Origin of the sequence: Alkalibacillus silvisoli (assembly GCF_039521975.1) — a bacterium.
Lineage (GTDB): Bacteria > Bacillota > Bacilli > Bacillales > Alkalibacillaceae > Alkalibacillus > Alkalibacillus silvisoli.
This window is the reverse complement of sequence record NZ_BAAACZ010000001.1, coordinates 1-17,795: the sequence shown is the minus strand read 5'-3', so window position 1 is coordinate 17,795 and position 17,795 is coordinate 1. Positions and strand designations below refer to the sequence as shown.

The 17,795-nt window shown below is 37.4% G+C and carries 16 protein-coding genes, 1 pseudogene and 1 riboswitch; of the genes and pseudogenes, 4 read left to right on the top strand and 13 right to left on the bottom strand.

Translation table 11 applies throughout. The annotated features are described in order from the left end of the window. Window positions 1-200 precede the first annotated feature (200 nt). The 9 genes and pseudogenes from ABDZ63_RS00085 to ABDZ63_RS00045 form a co-directional block, all read right to left on the bottom strand. Complete coding sequence (locus ABDZ63_RS00085; protein WP_425541923.1) at window positions 201-1,742, bottom strand: 4-hydroxyphenylacetate 3-hydroxylase N-terminal domain-containing protein; 1,542 nt, start codon at window positions 1,740-1,742, stop codon at window positions 201-203. Between the two features lie 361 nt (window positions 1,743-2,103). Continuing rightward, window positions 2,104-2,565 carry a flavin reductase family protein gene (locus ABDZ63_RS00080; RefSeq protein ID WP_343780806.1) on the bottom strand — a complete coding sequence of 154 codons (462 nt, stop codon included), beginning with the start codon at window positions 2,563-2,565 and terminating at the stop codon, window positions 2,104-2,106. A 171-nt stretch (window positions 2,566-2,736) separates the two neighbouring features. Continuing rightward, window positions 2,737-4,203: an aldehyde dehydrogenase family protein gene (locus tag ABDZ63_RS00075; RefSeq protein WP_343780804.1), complete on the bottom strand. Its 1,467-nt coding sequence runs from the start codon at window positions 4,201-4,203 to the stop codon at window positions 2,737-2,739. A 17-nt stretch (window positions 4,204-4,220) separates the two neighbouring features. Then, window positions 4,221-4,541, bottom strand: a pseudogene (locus ABDZ63_RS15800) (methyl-accepting chemotaxis protein); the annotation flags it as partial. A gap of 574 nt (window positions 4,542-5,115) precedes the next feature. Beyond that, window positions 5,116-5,198, bottom strand: a riboswitch (cyclic di-GMP riboswitch). A 93-nt stretch (window positions 5,199-5,291) separates the two neighbouring features. Continuing rightward, window positions 5,292-6,188: a ribokinase gene (rbsK, locus tag ABDZ63_RS00065; RefSeq protein WP_343780800.1), complete on the bottom strand. Its 897-nt coding sequence runs from the start codon at window positions 6,186-6,188 to the stop codon at window positions 5,292-5,294. A gap of 131 nt (window positions 6,189-6,319) precedes the next feature. Next, window positions 6,320-7,198 (bottom strand): DUF1028 domain-containing protein, encoded by an 879-nt coding sequence (locus tag ABDZ63_RS00060; RefSeq protein WP_343780798.1) that lies wholly within the window; start codon window positions 7,196-7,198, stop codon window positions 6,320-6,322. Between the two features lie 13 nt (window positions 7,199-7,211). After that, window positions 7,212-8,654 (bottom strand): sodium/pantothenate symporter, encoded by a 1,443-nt coding sequence (panF, locus tag ABDZ63_RS00055; protein WP_343780795.1) that lies wholly within the window; start codon window positions 8,652-8,654, stop codon window positions 7,212-7,214. Continuing rightward, window positions 8,651-8,938 carry a YhdT family protein gene (locus ABDZ63_RS00050; protein WP_343780793.1) on the bottom strand — a complete coding sequence of 96 codons (288 nt, stop codon included), beginning with the start codon at window positions 8,936-8,938 and terminating at the stop codon, window positions 8,651-8,653. The genes panF and ABDZ63_RS00050 overlap by 4 nt, the downstream gene beginning before the upstream one ends. 156 nt (window positions 8,939-9,094) lie before the next feature. Beyond that, a complete protein-coding gene (locus tag ABDZ63_RS00045) occupies window positions 9,095-10,030 on the bottom strand; it encodes a nucleoside hydrolase (RefSeq protein ID WP_343780791.1) in 936 nt (311 codons plus the stop codon). A gap of 166 nt (window positions 10,031-10,196) precedes the next feature. Here ABDZ63_RS00045 and ABDZ63_RS00040 point away from each other — a divergent pair, with 166 nt between their 5' ends. After that, window positions 10,197-10,403 (top strand): zinc ribbon domain-containing protein, encoded by a 207-nt coding sequence (locus ABDZ63_RS00040; protein WP_343780788.1) that lies wholly within the window; start codon window positions 10,197-10,199, stop codon window positions 10,401-10,403. 154 nt (window positions 10,404-10,557) lie between these two features. Here the strand turns inward: ABDZ63_RS00040 and ABDZ63_RS00035 are convergent, their stop codons facing one another. From ABDZ63_RS00035 to ABDZ63_RS00025, 3 genes are all read right to left on the bottom strand, one after another. Further along, window positions 10,558-10,959, bottom strand: a complete 402-nt coding sequence (locus ABDZ63_RS00035; protein ID WP_343780785.1) for a cytidine deaminase — start codon at window positions 10,957-10,959, stop codon at window positions 10,558-10,560. 127 nt (window positions 10,960-11,086) lie between these two features. Then, complete coding sequence (locus tag ABDZ63_RS00030) at window positions 11,087-11,254, bottom strand: nucleoside triphosphate pyrophosphohydrolase family protein (RefSeq protein ID WP_343780783.1); 168 nt, start codon at window positions 11,252-11,254, stop codon at window positions 11,087-11,089. Window positions 11,255-11,457: 203 nt separating this feature from the next. After that, window positions 11,458-11,844, bottom strand: coding sequence for an SH3 domain-containing protein (locus ABDZ63_RS00025; protein ID WP_343780781.1), 387 nt, complete (start codon window positions 11,842-11,844; stop codon window positions 11,458-11,460). Window positions 11,845-12,129: 285 nt separating this feature from the next. Between ABDZ63_RS00025 and ABDZ63_RS00020 the strand changes: the two genes are divergently transcribed. The 3 genes from ABDZ63_RS00020 to ABDZ63_RS00010 all read left to right on the top strand — a co-directional run bounded on the left by ABDZ63_RS00020 (window position 12,130) and on the right by ABDZ63_RS00010 (window position 16,260). Then, window positions 12,130-13,365 (top strand): IS110 family RNA-guided transposase, encoded by a 1,236-nt coding sequence (locus ABDZ63_RS00020; protein WP_343780778.1) that lies wholly within the window; start codon window positions 12,130-12,132, stop codon window positions 13,363-13,365. Between the two features lie 463 nt (window positions 13,366-13,828). Further along, window positions 13,829-15,190 (top strand): hypothetical protein, encoded by a 1,362-nt coding sequence (locus tag ABDZ63_RS00015; RefSeq protein ID WP_343780776.1) that lies wholly within the window; start codon window positions 13,829-13,831, stop codon window positions 15,188-15,190. Window positions 15,191-15,411: 221 nt separating this feature from the next. Then, window positions 15,412-16,260 carry a PucR family transcriptional regulator gene (locus ABDZ63_RS00010; RefSeq protein ID WP_343780774.1) on the top strand — a complete coding sequence of 283 codons (849 nt, stop codon included), beginning with the start codon at window positions 15,412-15,414 and terminating at the stop codon, window positions 16,258-16,260. Between the two features lie 307 nt (window positions 16,261-16,567). Here the strand turns inward: ABDZ63_RS00010 and ABDZ63_RS00005 are convergent, their stop codons facing one another. Next, a complete protein-coding gene (locus ABDZ63_RS00005; protein ID WP_343780772.1) occupies window positions 16,568-17,425 on the bottom strand; it encodes a MurR/RpiR family transcriptional regulator in 858 nt (285 codons plus the stop codon). Between the last annotated feature and the right edge of the window lie 370 nt (window positions 17,426-17,795).

Below are 17,795 nucleotides of genomic sequence, written 5' to 3'. Positions count from 1 at the left end.
TGGATTTCGCCTGAATATCGAGATTTTCGCCCGATTATCATGAGGCCCACTCATTTATTGGAATTTCGTTTATTCGCTTGGATCGATTATCGTGTGGTCGTGTGGTTCGCTCAATTATTATTAATTTCGCCTAATTATGACGAGGCGGCTCAACCTTTCACCTAGCAGTTCGAGCTCTATGATTCATTTATTAAGCAAAATCACTTAATGTTCGATGGATCTTTTTTCACGATGCTTACGTCATCATTGTTAAACCACGTATCATTGACCCATCCATCTAAGTCATAGTCAGCCATACAAGCTTCTGCAAACTTCATATATTCTTCGGCTTGTCCAGATGCTTCAGCTGTAACTAAATTTTCAAGTCGAATGTTTTCGTGGTTACCCGAGTAATTACGCTCATATAATTCATGGCGGCCACCGTACTCTGAGCCAATCACATCCCAAAGTAGCTTGATCAGCTTAATCTTATCCTGTGATTCAATACCATAAGAGCCGCGATAAAGCTTATGAATCGTGTCACTTATTTCAGAGTTTTTAAAGTCTAGAGCACTAGATGGTTGAACAATTAAATTACCAGCTACGACATTTTCGATAATTTCTTTAACGCGCGGCCAACCCTCTGCCATAAACACTCGATAAGCTAAACCATAATTTAAATTAGGTAAGGCGGTGCCGTTTCTCCCTTCATCTGGGTTGAGCGCCATCGAATCACTGAGCGACCAGAACATGTTACGCCAAGCTAAAACCTCACCCACATTCGATTGAACACCACGGAATTGATCCGTCCCATTGGTCTTAACCGCTTTCAATAATAAACCGCTTACAAAATCAAGCTTCACAGCAAGACGCGTAACACCATGGAACGTAAATCGATTTAAGAACCCACTTTCTGGGAAGAAGGAATTCGCCTTTTCAATATCTTTATATATTAAAATGTTCTCCCACGGAATTAACGCTTCTTCAAATACTAATACCGCATCATTTTCATCAAAACGACTGCTTAACGGATAATCAAATGGACTACCCATTACTGCCGCACTCATCTCATAAGACTGCCTAGAAATTAGCTTCACACCTGGTGTGTCCATTGATGCGATGAATACGAGCGCCATTTCTTCAGAAGTAACTGGTGCAGCACCATAGTGGGCAACAAAATTATAGTTAGTTAAAGCTGAACCGGTTGCAACCATCTTCGCACCACTTACAATAACCCCCTCATCAGTCTCACCAACAGCACGAACGAACACGTCATTAACGGCTTCCATCGGTTTATTACGGTCAACTGGCGGATTAATAATCGCATGGTTAAAGAAATAGTTCGTCTCTTGTGCGAACTGATACCATTTTTTGGCATTATCTTGATAAGGTGCATAGTAGTCAGGGTCAGCACCAAGAGTAGCTAAGAATGCTGCCTTATAATCCGGTGAACGTCCCATTTGTCCGTAAGTCAGTTTCGCCCATTCAGCAATTGCATCCCGACTTTTAAGAAGATCACCAGCTGACTTGTCCGCTCGGAAAAACCTCTGCGTATAACCCCCATTTCCTGTGTCAGTCTCAGTTGTTAAAATGTCTTTCTTCTCATCATCATGCAAAGCATCATACAATCTAGCAATTGACCTAGCTGAGTTACGAAAAGCTGGATGAGTCGTGACATCATCGACTTTTTCACCATAGATCCACACTTCTCGTCCATCACGCAAACTTTCTAAATACTCTTCACCTGTCAAAGGCCTATTCACTTCACTCAAAAATATCTCCTCCTTTTTATAAACAAATTGCTATGATGTTTAGCAAATGATTGTAATTGATCTATCATTACATCCTATGTACCCATACGTGAAATAGAACTAGAATTGATTTTATATTTTATGGTTGATGAATGTGTGTGGGGGCTGATAAACGTGCTTGAGCGCTGATAAAACTCCGTGAGCGCTGATAAAATTCTGCGAGCGCTGATAAATCCACCCCGAGCGCTGATAAATTCTATCACCAGTTTCATAGTTTAGTATTTAAAATCGTCATTACACTGATTAATAGCAATCAAAAAGCATAAAAAATAATCCCTAGCGTCTAAGCTAGACGCTAGGGATTAACATTCTATTATTCTGGTAAAATCTTCGCGAATTTACCGCAGTAAAAACCTAATGGGTTACCTTCTTCGTAGCTGTAGTTTTGCACTTCCCCCAAAAACAAGACGTGATCGCCACCATCATACTCAGCCCAAGGAGCACATTCAATATGAGATAGGCTGTTTTTAATTCGATGACCACCTTCAGTCTGTTCCCATTCAAACGGTCGTTCATCCTTGGGTTTACCAGCAAAATGCATCGCTGTATCTTGTTGACCTTCTTTTAATACATTGACGATAAAATCATTACCGCGTAATTTTTCCAAAGCTTTAGTATTCCGGTCTACTGACACTAAAACTAGTGGCGGATCTAATGAAACAGAAGTAAATGAGTTAACTGTAAATCCGTGTGTTTGCCCATCTGTTTCACAAGTTACAACTGTTACCCCAGTTGCAAACCGCCCCATACAATTACGAAAATCGCGTTGGTCCATTTAACCCTCTCCTTTGTACCATTGCTAGAACCGGTTACTATTAAAAATATTCAATTCATCATACAATATGCTTGTTTTATATATATGTTCTATTAAATCCACCAACATCACTATCATACTAAATTTAACACTATGTAAAAAGTCTCGGCTTTTGACCGAGACTCTTAAAGGTTATGAATATGGGAATTGACGCTTTTTATGCTGAATTGAGATCCATTTTTTAGTTGTAAATGACTCTAAGCTTTCATTACCATTTAAACGTCCAACACCTGACATTTTCTCCCCACCAAAAGCTACGATTGGTTCATCATTAATCGTACCATCATTAACATGAATCATGCCTGTTTCAATACGCTTACCTAACTCGGCTCCACGTTCAATGTTTGAAGTATGAACTGCTCCACTTAATCCAAAATCAGAAGCATTGACAATTTCAATAACTTCTTCATCTGATTTGAAAGTTGTAACTGCTACAGCAGGTCCAAACATTTCTTTTTTGGCAGCAGCCATATCAGGTGTTACTTCCGTTAAAATAGTAGGTGTCACGACATTACCTTGGACTTCTCCACGAATTAATGGGAATGCACCTTCATCGATACTTTCCTCAATGGTTTGCTCTAAAGTTTCCACTTGGCGTTTATTAATTAAAGGTCCAATGATCGTATCCTCTTCACGTGGATCGCCAGCTTTTAGTGATTCAACTTTTGCTTTATATTTATTTAAAAACTCATCTTTTATATCTTCATGAACTAACACTCTATTTGCTGACATACAAATTTGACCTTGGTGGGTAAACCGGCTAAAGACTGCAGCACTTACTGCATAATCAATGTCTGCATCTTCTAACACAATCAATGCACTATTTCCACCTAATTCTAATGATGCTTTTTTAAGGTTGCGACCTGCAACTTCCCCTATTTTCTTACCTACTACCGTTGAACCTGTAAACGACACGACTTTATTTAAGGGATGTTCAACGAAACGATCTCCTATTTCTGATATCTCTGTTACCACTGAATTAACTAACCCTTTAGGTAAACCTGCTAATTCAAAAATCTTAACTAACAATGTTCCACCCGTCACAGGAGTATCTTCATGTGGTTTAATTACTACTCCATTGCCAGCACCAATCGCTGTTGCTACTGATTTCATTGATAAATAAAACGGAAAATTAAAAGGGCTTATTACTCCAACTACTCCGACCGGCTCTTGGTAAACACGGTTTTCTTTACCATCTACAGGTGAAGGTAAGATTTCTCCGGTTATTCTAAGAGGATATGTAGAAGCCTCTTTAATAATATTGGTAACTAATCCAATTTCAAATCCTGCTTTTAATTTTGTTCCGCCTAATTCTTCAATTATTAATTCAGTAATTTCATCATGATGTTCTTCTACGACTTTTGCTGCTTCTAACAATAGGTCACGTCGTTCGTAAGGATTAACAGCTTCCCATTCTTTTTGTACATTGTGAGCACTTTCAAAAGCTTGATCTAAATCATCTTTTGAAGCGCTTGTCATTGTAGCGATTATCTCCTGGTTAAAAGGGTTAATATTACTCATTTCATTCGATCCGTTACCTTCTCGCCACTTTCCAGCAATTCCTTGTTTTGATAGTTGTTCCAATGTGAAATGACTCATATTATGTTCCCTCCGTTTTAATTTTCTAAATTGGCATCAATTAATTGATTTAGCTTTTCGACATCTACTAATACATCCTGTATAGCTTTTGATATGCTTTCCATTGCATCAGATTGTTCAGCTGATTGTTGATTAACACTATGAACCATCTTCTCAAAATACTGCACATTTTGTACTAATTCTGATGTTATTCCACTAATCTCTTCCGAAGACTTTTTCGATTCATTTGCTAACTTTCTTACTTCATCTGCAACAACCGAGAATCCTTTCCCATACTCTCCAGCCCTAGCAGCTTCAATAGAGGCATTCAGACCTAATATATTACTTTGCTCAGAAATCTTAGTTACATCTTGTGAAAAAGTATTAATACTACTAATATTGCCATTCATATAGCTAAACTGTTCTTTTGTTTGAGCTAAATTACTAGAAAGTTCATCACTAGTTGATGTAATCTCTTCAATTGCTGCAGTTATATCTTCAAAAGTTTCATATAGTTTATTACTAACCTCTGATAATATTTCAGCTCTCTCAACACTTGTTCCAATTCCAACACCACCAATAATATCCCCTTCTAGAGACCTAATGGGTATGGCTCTTGCAATAACAGGTACACCAAATACTTCTTTAGGTACCTTCATCGTTTGTGATTCTCCTTCTTGGATGGCTTTAGTAATAATATCTCCTTCTTGAAGAAGATCACCTTGTTTAACCGGCAGTTGGAATGTTTCACCCGGAATGTTTAACAATAACTTCTCTGTATCATATATTCCAACTGTCACATCATCTTGTAATAAAGGATTTAATAATGGTGCGACTTTTTGAAACGCATCTAATAAACTATCGTTTTGTTGCTTCGTTTCCAAACTATAACCTCCCAATTTCCTTTCTAGAGGTAAACCGTTTGATTTAATTCCCGGCAGTTCGGCCACCTTAGTCAGCACTTTAGGTCCGTAACTTTGCGACTCACTCTTTCAAGTGATTTGCCATCTTATCGGTTCACTCATATGTGTTATTAAATGCAAAAAAATACCTATACAAAAAGATATTAACACAATTTCAAAAGCTTTAATAAAGATACGACTTGAGATTTATGCTTGGTCTTCTAAAAACCTTCTAACTTCACTCAATATCGGCATCCCAGTCTGCGCTCCGAGTTTACTAACAGACAAAGCTCCAACCGCATTACCAAACCGCAAGCTTTCTTCTAGCGTTTCACCATTAGTTAACGCCACAGCTAGTGCACCGTTAAATGAGTCGCCAGCACCTGTTGTGTCAACTACGTCTACTGAGAATGCTGGTACTAAATGCTCTTCTCCTTCTTTATAGTAAAGGACACCTTTTGACCCGTGAGTAACAATAAATTTTTCAAGATTTTGCTCATAAAAAGATTTCTTCTCTTCATCGTCTAAAAGTAGAGTTAACTCATGTTCGTTTGGTGTAATATAATCAACCTTTTCCATAACAGATCGTGAAATAGGTTGTATGGGAGCAGGGTTTAAGATAACACGCACTTCATGACGATGAGCGATCTCGATTGCCTTTTCAACACTTGCAATCGGAATTTCAAACTGTAATATAATCGTTTCACTAGCTGCAATGACATCTTCATACTTTTCGACTAATTCAGGAGTGACTGAGTAATTAGCTCCTGGTACTGCGATAATATGGTTATCGTTTTCTGCAATCGTAATTGCAGCAGTACCAGTTGGTTGATCACTTATTTCTTCTATATAATTTGTATTGATCCCTTGGCTTTTAAAATGGTCAGATAATGTTTGGGAGAATGCATCAGTTCCAACGCAACCAATTAAATTAACGTCGGCTCCTAATTTACTAGCAGCCACTGCCTGATTCGCCCCTTTTCCGCCAGGGATCATTGAAAAAGATTGACCTAATATAGTTTCGCCCTTATTCGGAAATTGATCTGATTCTGTTACTAAATCCATATTAATGCTTCCAATAACTGTAATTGCATGTGAAGACATATAGCCCCTCCTTAAAGTCGCCATAATGACACTCGCCGACAATAATATATAAATTTCCCGGGAAATTTCCCTGTTCAACAACCTAGAAAGTGCCTATGCGAAAAACATAGGCACTAGACACACACATTCATTTATTTTTCCATTAAAATAAATTGATATAACTTTAAATCGATTTTCCCTTGTTCTTGTTCTCGTTCTTCAAAGTTTTCTGTGTGAATGTAGTTTCTTAATGCTTTGTAAAAGGTGTCATCTGTTACATCTGTCGCATCATGTAAGTAATTTAATTGAGTTAATCGTCTGACTAAGTTTTCGCGCATCTCTTCGTTAATATTAATTATATCTTTCTCTTGGGTTCGTGTGAAATATAGTTGGTGCAAGCGATAAATTCGTTCCAGTTCATTAATAGGTGTCTCGTGTTCATCTACTCTTAAATCAACCATACGATCATTATAGCCTGCATATCCACCTTTTTCCTTAACAATGAATAGAGCAGCTGATTGCATACCGCGACGATCACCACCAGCTTTTTGCCCTTCTTTTAAAGCGTGTAATAATTTCTCAGCTAACGCATCTCCTGCTTTCTCTTCAAAACCTGCTGCCATCGCTTCAACTGTTTCTTCACTGACTAAAATATTCCCTTGAACAGCGTAATTCTCACCAGTTTTACCTCCAGCCCAATCATAACAGCCATCACCAGTAAATGTCGCAACACCACCACCTGCATCAACAATACCTGCTTGGCGCATTGCTTTGTCTGGGTCTTTTTCCACTAAAATGTCCATCACTTCTTTAGCTGTTTTGCCTTCTTTAAGCAACTGTAATCCTTCTTTTCCGTATGCTGTATTAGCCATAGATTGTGTTGCAATTGCACCAACTCCAGCCTCAGCCCAAGGTACAACTGCCCCAACACCTAAAAACTTAGACTGTACAGCAATACCAAGCTCCCCTGTTTCTGGGTCTCTTCCGACAATTGAAAATGTCGCTACTAAACGATCAGGAATTTTCGTCATGAGTTAAACCTCCTTAAAATTGGTAAGGCTCTTTTTTAAATATTAAACTAAAGCTTATAAATGCTAGTAAAGATAAAATAACAGGAATCGTAACCGCGTGTACACCGAACAAGTCACCATAAGTTTCATTATATTGATAAATAGCGATATATGAACTAATTCCTACAACCATCGAAGCGATCGCACCATGCTTATTAGCATATTTCCAATACAAGCCGAGCACAATCGGCCAAATAAAGGCTGCTTCCAAACCACCAAAGGCAAATAAATTTAAATAGATTAATAGTTCTGGAGGGTTAATAGCTAGTAGAAATACAACTATACCCAAGATCGCTGTAAAGCCAATACTAACCTTCTTGACATGCTCTCGATTAGCATTTGGCTTGAAATAGTTGATGTATACATCTTTTACAACTGATGAACTAACGAGTAATAGCAATGAATCAACCGTAGACATCATTGCTGCTAATGGCGCTGCGAGTACAATCCCAGCAACCCATGGTGGTAAAGTTTCCAAGGCAATGAGCGGAATGACCTGATCAGCTACTTCTATTCCTGGTAACACCGGTCTAGCAAACACGCCTATTAAATGCATGTTCAACATAATAAATCCAACAACGATCGTCCCTATCATAAGTGCTCGGTGCATCGAACGAGCATCACGGTAAGACATGGCACGTACAGCCACTTGCGGTAAACCAACAACGCCAACACCGACTAAAATCCAAAATGACGTCACATAAGCAGCGGTTAACTGCCCATCATTTCCAAATGGTGTGATAAGATTAGGATTCTCCGTTACTAAGTCATTCATAATATTTGGAATGCCACCACCAGCAATCACAACACCGATTAGTAAAACAAGTGTGCCGATGAACATAATAATTCCTTGTGTCGCATCCGTCACCGCAACCGCTCTGAAACCACCAATAATGACATAAATCAAAACAGCGACCGCGAATAGAAACAATGCACCTAAATAGGACAATCCTGTAACAGTCTGGATTAAATAGGCACCACCAACCCACTGGGCGGCCATCGCTGCAAATAAGAAAACAACAATACTAAATGCCGAAATAAGAACAACTGATTTACTTTGGTAACGTTCTTTCAAAAAGTCGATTAAAGTGACCGCTTTAAATTTACGAGTTACAATGGCGAACTTCTTCCCTAAAATTAATAGAACGAAATAACCCGTTGCCACTTGCGTCATCGCTAGTAAGACCCAGCCTAATCCGATTGAATAAGCAGCACCTGGTCCTCCAAGGAAACTTGACGCACTCCCATATGTAGCAGCCATTGTCATCGCTAAAACAAGCCCACCAAGCTCTCGACTTCCAAGGAAATAATCACTTAAAAAAGATGAAGACTGCTTCATTTTCCGATTCGACCACATCCCGATTAAGAATATGATCGCAAGCAGGGATAAAAGAGGAATCAAAACTTCCCAATTCACCGTTTTTCACTCCCCTCTTCTTCGTCAAATGGCACTTCTTTTAACACAAATTTAACGACTAAAAAAACGAGGAATACCATAACTATAAAACCAACGATACAGCTAAAGAAAAACCATGCCGGAAAACCCAAAATATATGTATATTCTAAAGGTGGCTTTGAACCTAAAGTATAAGCAAACCCATACCACCAAATGATGTTAAAAATTGCCAATCCACAACCAATTAACGCTTCACGATTCGCGATCCGAAAACGCCAATCCGTACGCTTCTCCCCTTTTGGCATTTCAACATCTCCTTTCACCAAATTAAAGTAATGAATAATTATATTGTAAAACAGGTGAGCCCAAAAATCATTGGAATTAGTTTATTTTAGTCTGAAAACCTTTACTTTAGAATAACCCGGAATGAAAAAGCGAGCCGTTATGGACTCGCTCTCACCTTACTTATAAGTCGCTAATGCGTCTGATAGAAGTCCCCAAAACTTTTCTTGATTGAGAGACTGTGCAAATTTCGTATTCGGGGTACGCCCAGTTACTTCTAACAAATCAACACAAGTCATCCCATAAGCGAATTCACCTTTAGTTTCAATATCAACACGGACATCAACTGTTTGAAAAATCGATGGGTCAATTAAATAAGCAACTGTACAAGCATCGTGAATTGGTGCTCCATCAAATCCAAACACTTCTTTATATGTCTTTTTAAAGAAACGCAACAATTCAACAACAAACTCTGAAACTGGATTGTCGATTGCAGCAAAGCGGTCAATCGTCTCATCTGTTGCTTGTGCTTGATGAGTGACATCTAAGCCAAACATCGCGATTGGAACGCCACTTTCAAATACCACTTTAGCCGCTTCAGCATCAACCCAGATGTTAAACTCTGCCGCTGGTGTCCAATTCCCAAAAGTGCCACCACCCATTAAAACGATCTCTTGAATTTTTGGAACAATTTTAGGCTCCTTAACCATCGCCATCGCAATATTCGTTAAAGGACCAGTTGGCACTAATGTTAGATCACCATCTGATTCCATCACTTTTTCAATAATTAAATCAACCGCATGCTTCCTTGCAACTGGCGTATTCGGCACGTCCGGTAAGTTCGGACCATCAAGACCGGAGTCACCATGGATTGATTCTGCTATTTGAGTTTCACGAACCATTGGACGATTTGAACCTTGAGCAACTGGGACATCTAGCCCAATAATATCGCAAACACGCCTTGCATTAAGCGTCGTTTTATCAACTTCAACGTTCCCAGCCACTGTTGTCACAGCTTCAATCTTTATTTTGTCATTCGCATTTGCCAAAATCATGGATATAGCATCATCATGTCCCGGATCACAATCTAAAATCACTCTACGCTGTTCTACCATCTTCCTACCTCCAATGTTTATCTCTAATTCGACTTTATGCTTGCATTTACAGTTTACAAGCAAACGCTTTCAAAAGACAGCATCTTGTCCGACAAATTTTAAAACCTTACAAGGAGTTTTAAAACCTTTCTCGAAATGGATTCAGTAAGAAAAAGGGGGAAATGATATGGAAGAAAAAGGTTGCATCAAATGTGGGAGTCGTGACGCTGATCAAAAGGAAGTTGCTATGACTGGAGGCGGATTGTCAAAAATATTTGATGTTCAAAACAATAAATTCCGCGTCGTCTTTTGTAAGAACTGTGGTTACTCTGAATTTTATAATGCTCAAACGTCAACAGCGGGTAATGTGATTGATTTTTTCTTTGGAGGATAATGATTTTAGGCCACGCTCTTTGAATTAAGTAGTTCAGTTTTGGAGTACAAACATTAAAAATGTATTTGAAATGAGTGTTGAGTTGCATAGCAATTTGATGCTCGTTTTTTATTGTCACTTCAATATTTAATTGTGTTTGGAATATTATATAAGATTACTCTTTATACGCTTTATACCAATGATGTGGTTGGATTTCTTTTAAAGTTTTATAAACCAGTTTGCTATTTGGATTAGTTACAGCAGCTTTTACATTTTCCCCCCAGTAAAATAGTCTTTCTTGACATACCCCACATGGTGTTAAAACTGTAAAATCAGCATTTTCATCTTCTCTTGCAACGCAAATAGTATGTGTAACCTTAGTATTGTGTTTATGTGCTTCAAGAATTGCTCCAGTTTCAATACATAATTCAGTTGAAGCGTTGATCACGTCTGGCGATACACTTGTTAAGATTAGACCATCTTCGGTATACATTGCTGCGGCTCCACCCCAACCAGAAGGATACCTTTTTTCAATCATTTCTATTGCTGCTTGATAAAGTTTTTGTTCGATGTCCATTTTCATACTCCCCTCCATTTTAATCTAAAAAACCTGAAACAGAATTTGTCTATTTACAATATTATAATTTGTTAACTCAAGCTCAAACCCTTATATTGAACAACCGCCACCCGTTAGCTGAATAACTTTAATTATATTTTTCTTTATTAAGTTCTTCTTTTAGTTTAAAACACGCTTCCAAATCAATATCATATACATTAGCTAATCCAATGACATAATATAAGACATCATAAAGTTCTTCTTCAATTGTACCTTTAATTGAACCTTGTTGTTCCAATCTCTTATCCTTACGCAATACCTCCTAGAGTTCTCCAACTTCTTCAATTAATTTTTGCAAATAAGCGTTTTTTAATTCTGGCTTGTAATCTTTTTACTTAATGTAATTTTGCAATTCTTTAATAGTAATATTCTTATTCATTTTACTCTCCTCTTTTTAACGTAATTACATAACCATTTCCTTATTACGAAGAGACTGACCTTATTGAACAATCGCCCCCATTAGCACAAATTTCCGTTTACTGCTTGTACGTTTTCTTTAGGTACCCAACCTTCTTCAGAATTAGTTAGGCTTTTAACCCACATCCAACCATTTAGTTCCTTATATTTAATAAGCTGTTCATAAACATTAACCTCTAATTCTTTTGCAATATAATCCTCTAAAATCAACCCTTGCTCACCTTGAATATGAATTATTTGTTCGGGTACCCAGCCCTCTAAATGTTTATCTTCAGTGTAACAATATATCCAGTTATTCCATTCTTCTTTGCCTTCATACTTTTTACCTACAATAACAACCTGCCCTTTAAAAAGTTTAATTGGGTTGGGATAGTTGCTTGTATGTTGCTTGGTTACTATATAAGCATTTTTATATTTTTCATCTCCCATAATTGTCAGCCCCCCTTTTTTAACAATCCTGCTTCGTTCGTATTATAAGATTAACCAGAAATTGCTGGTTGACCTAATTTTATTAGGTCTTATCATTTACATTGTAGCCGGGGTAGAACGTCCCTGCTCGTGGGAGATAGATCCCGTCAGCTAAACTGTTCGCCCCCTACTTGTAGAAACATGATTGAGGCTGGTTGGGACTAAGATCCCGTATAACAAGCGAAGCTGTGATACTACAAGAAGAATTAGGGGTACCGGCAAATAATTCTTAGGAGGAGATAATCCATGAATCCAGTAGTAGGTCTGGATGTAGCTAAAGGAGAAAGCCAGATTCAAGGTTTCCTAGATAAGAAGAAGCCTTATAAAACTAGTTTTAAAGTACCGCATACCTTGGATGGTCTAGAGAAATTGCTTCACTTCTTAATCGAGATAGAAAATAATACTGGAGTACGACCTCCTGTCGTACTAGAATCAACCGGGCATTATCAAGCACCAGTTGTTCAATTCTTAGATAAAAAGGGTTACTTAACCATTATTGTTAATCCACTTATCCCTTATAAGGCAAAGAGTTCTAGTTTACGAAAGGTTAAAACAGATGTTATAGACGCGAGACACCTCTGCGAGCTGTACTATAAAGAAGACCTTGAGCCGCAAAAGAAACGTGGAATACAATTACTAAATTTACGTAACCTTACTCGACAACATGAAAATATTACTGGTTTATATGTACAAACGAAATTACAATTTCATTCTGTGTTGGATCAGGTATTCCCTGAGTATCGTGGGGTTTTTGGGGACTTATATTCTACCGTTTCTCTATTTACCCTATTAAACTATCCAACATCTAAAGATGTTTTACAGGGAGATAAAGATATTTTAGCTGAGCACATTCATGAATTATGCCCAAGACGCTCATCTGATTGGGCAGCTACAAAGGCTGATAAGCTAATAGAAGCAGCACTTCGTGATCCATTTCAGGAAACACTCTATGAGAGTCATATGATAAGTATTGAAATGTATATCAAGATGTTGCTTGAGTACCAAAAGCATCTATCTAAACTTGAGGATCAAATAGATGCTTTGGCACATCAAATTGAAGAATGTAAGATTATCCAATCCATACCCGGTATCGGTGAAAAAATCGCGGCAACGATTATTTCAGAAATTGGGGAGATAGATTTATTTGATAATCCTAAAAAACTAGTAGCATTTGCAGGCATGGATCCTAAAGTTTATGAATCTGGTCGATTCAAAGGAACCGTGAATCGAATCACCAAAAGAGGTTCTAGCCGATTAAGACATGCCTTATTTATGGCAGTTCGCTCCGCCATCCGTGATTCTCGGAAACAGAAAACTACGGATGAAATCATTCCACGTAACAGGAAGTTACGAGCCTTTTATGATAAAAAGCGCGAAGAAGGGAAACCTTACAAGGTAGCCATAATAGCATGTGCAAACAAGTTATCACATTGGATTTACGCATTATTGAAAAGTAATACTACCTTCCAAGATATTGCTTAAATAAACAACTTAATCAAATACCCCAAAACCTTCCAATCCAAAATTGCAGGAGGGTTATTTGGCATGCGCAAATTTAGTATATCATAAGCTAATTTAGATTTTTAGAGAAAAATATTGACAACTATTAGCTGGTTTAGTTAATAACCACTATTTTATCATTTCATTCCACTTAATTGTTCGAAAATATCGAATTTTTATGTTTCAGAAAAACATTTGAAGCTGTTATTTCATTTGAAGCCGATAAAAAATTTGAAGGTATTTCTTTAAAAGAAAGCTTATAAACTATTAGCAAATTTGTACAAACCTTATTAGGTAATGAAAAATGCAGTTCAATTAAGGGTACAAATTACACTTTTGTACACCAAAACTGAACTACTTCTCTATAATTAAGCTAGATTTATAAATGTAATGTTATAATTAATACCAAAATATCTATTAAACCACTTGAGAAAGGAGCTATATTTTGAAACCAGCCATCATTAGACCTACCTCAACATTACTAATGGGGGTTACATATTTACTGTCAGAGTTTATCCAACATGACCTTCTCCCTATTTTAGTTAGTATTTTTGCACTTATTACAATCATTTCTTTTCTACCATACTTAAAGAAGGTACCGATGATATTAATTGGTTCTTTACTAGGGTTATCATTCTTATTCTTTATTCAAGGTGAAGGGCTTTCTAACATGTTACTAGGCCTTAGCACTAACGTTTCGGTGTTGGCTATTTTTATATTTGTCCCATTAATTTCAATTCCGATTAAGCAAGGAAACTATCTCGTCTATTTAGAGACGGTCTTTAACCATTATATTAAAACGACGAGGCAGCTTTATAGTTACACTAAAGTCTCGCTTATGGGTGTTGGTTCCGTCATGAATTTAGGAACGGTGCCAATCTTATTTCAGTTGACTGATACCGATTCGTACAAACCGTACAACATGGTTCGAGCGCGTGCCTTAGGGCGTGGTTTTGCGATGGCGTTCATGTGGTCACCTTATTTTATTTCAGTCGCTTTAATTATTTCATATTTTAACGTGGAGTGGATCCAACTCTTTCCGATCGGTATATCCATGGCGATTGTTGGGATTTTATTAGGGGCTTTATTTGAACGGAAACATAGTGAAGTCATTCCATTACAAGATCAATCGAAAGAAAGTTCAGTTTCGATCCAACAAGCACAAAAGAAGTTATTCGAATTACTAGTCATTATCATTGTCATGACAACGGTTATTATGGTCATAGAGTATTTTCTCGATTTATCTGTATTAACCATCATTCCGCTTATTGCTATTATTTTATCAATTGGTTGGGGACTTATTTACCAATCACCGCGAGGCCTAGCCAGAAGCTTTTATAACTTTACACAAGAAAGGCTTCCTGCTATGGGTAATGAATTATCACTATTTATTGCGGCAGGTGCATTTGGTGCTGCTATATTGACTGCAGGAGCTAGTGATTGGATTATTTACTTTATAGACTTATTTGGTATATCACATGTGCTTGTTTTAATTCCGATCCTATTAGTAGTTGTCAATGCTTTATCATTTGTCGGTGTTCACCCAATCATTACGATGACTGCATTATCAATTACATTAAGCACATCACCATTATTCATTGATGATCATCTACTATTAAGCTTTGGATTACTGGCGAGTTGGATGGTGTCTGTCATTTCCTCACCTTTCTCTGGACTTAATTTATTAATGTCTGGACTAGCTCAAAGTAACCCCATTGCAATAGGACCAAAAAGTAACCTAGCATTTGCTTTAAGTCTATGGAGTATTTGTTACCTCGTGATTGTTGTTCTATATTTTGTTTCATAGATAAAAGTTTTTTAGGCGTTCGTTTAATTAATTAGGCGTTCGCCTGATTAATTAATATTTCGCCCGATTATCGGGAGTTTCGCCTGATTATCGTGAATTTCGCCTGATTATCATAATGAAAAATCACCAAGAGGTAAGATTCATGTAAATAAAATGGATTTATGCTTTAACCAATCAATCCATGCTATAATACGAATAATTAATTTGTTGGAGTGAGAGAAATGATCGAACAATTACAAGCACTTTATCCAAGTATGACTCAGCTCAATCAACCAACAGATGGTTATATTACATTTGTGATTCATGGGACGATGTACGGCATTCCAACTGACAGCTTAACAGAAGAGTCAGAAACGCTTTTAAAAACACTACTTCCTAACCAAATTAAATCACAGGAAGAACAAGCGTGGCTCCACTTTTTAACTGGAGAATCTACTGTGCCACCAGCTGAAATCAACGCTTTTAGAATAGTCGCACTTATGATTAAGTCACCTTATAATCAGTCGCTTTTAAAAGAGACGATGGAAGATGTGTTGAGTAAGCCATTAATTTTTATATGGGAAGACAATCAAACACCGATTATGCTGGAACCTTTAGAAGAAAGTGAAGAAGCGCTACAATTCCATGAAGTCATTGATATTCTCTCTAGTGATTTAGAGCTGAAATTAGCAATTTTTCAATCAGAAGTTTATCAAGAGATCGATACAGCACCAGCATTATTCAATTGGGTCCGGACTGTTGCTTTCGACCTTCTAAAACATACTCGTCAATCCGTCATCACGCAATCAGATGCTTTAATTCCAAAAATGATCACCAGTTTAACCGAAGATGATGCTCAAGTATTTGTTAGCTCTGTGTTAAAAGAAGCCGTCAGTGAACCTGAATTACTCGAAACGATCCAAACGGTTATCCAACATCAAGTCAATATTTCTGTTGTCGCCAAATCGCTCTACATGCACCGCAATACTGTTCAAAAACGAATTGATAAGTTCCATGAGTTAAGTGGCCTTGATGTCAGGAAGTTTGAGGATGGGGTAAAAGCTTATATTTGTATAAAATATTTATTGTGAAAGAGTTGTTGGGACAAAAGGAATGAAGAGTTGTAAAAATACGAACATTTAATACCTTGTGTAAGATGAGCAGTTACCCAAGCGGATAATTTTATCAGCGCTCAGGTAGATTTTATCAGCGTTCAGGCAGATTTATCAGCGCTTGGTACTCTTTTATCAGCGTTCGGCAACTTTTATCAGCGTTCAAACAGATTTATCAGCGCTTAGCAACTTTTATCAGCGTTCAAACAGATTTATCAGCGCTTAGCAACTTTTATCAGCGTTCGGACTTTCAATTATGACAACTAATTTTGCCCCAAGCTCCTTTCTAATCTTCTTTTATAAATGAGATTGCTTCTCTTGTCTGGTCAATGTAATCAACGGCTTGTTCATATTGCTTAGAAGCTAAGCACATGAATAGCATATCAATTATATGTAACTGTGCAATTCGAGATGAGGTTGCGCCACTTCGAAATGTCGCTTCTCTTGCAGCTGATGTGTACAGTTGAATATCGGAAAGGTCAGCAACTTTTGAACGTCCATACTTAGTAATACTAATCGTTTTAGTCCCGTTTTTCTTTGCTAAAGCTAACACTTTTTCAACTTCTTTTGTCTCTCCAGAAAAAGAAATCCCGACAACAGTATCCTTCTCTCCTTTGTTAGCTACTGTCGTTGCTGCCATATGTAAGTCAGAAAATGCTTGAACAGGCTTATTGATTCTAACAAACTTTTGCTCAGCATCCTTTGCTGCAATATATGATGCGCCAAATCCGACAAAAATAATTGATTCCGCCTGAGCTAACGAATCAACCGCTTCTTTCAAACGGTTAGAATCTAAGATATCAACAGACTCTTTTAAAGTTTGAACCGTATTAGACGTCATTTTTTCAATAATATTATCATAACTTTCATTCGGCTCGATATCGCGATAATCGGTCGATGATTCTACTTGCAAATCACCAGCTACACGTAATTTAAATTCTTGGAAACTTTTAAAGCCTAATGATTTACACATGCGAATAACTGCTGCACTACTCGTTTGACTCGCCTTACCTAAAGCCATCGCTGTCATCTGGATAGACTCCTCAGGATAATCAATCACATATTCAGCAATCTTTCGTTCAGAGTTTGGTAAATAACTTACCATCTCCTTTAAAATAATTAAACCACCTTTTAAATCTGCCAAAGACCTCAACTCCCTTTGATCGATAATGAATTATCTAGTTAAAAAAACTTATATATATCATTTGTTTACGTATTTTATCAGCGTTCAAAAACTTTTATCAGCGCTCACTCGATTTTATCGGCGCTCACTCGATTTTTATCGGCGCTCAAAAACATTTATCAGCGTTCAATCGATTTTTATCGGCGCTCAACAACTTTTATCGGCGTTCAATCGATTTTATCAGCGTTCAAAAACTTTTATCAGCGCTCACATGATTTTATCAGCGCTCACTCGTTTTTATCAGCGTTCACTCGTTTTTATCAGTCAAGTCCTTAGTTATGTGTAAAAGTTGATACAAGTTTTTAAACCATTTATTGGTAGAAGGTATAAT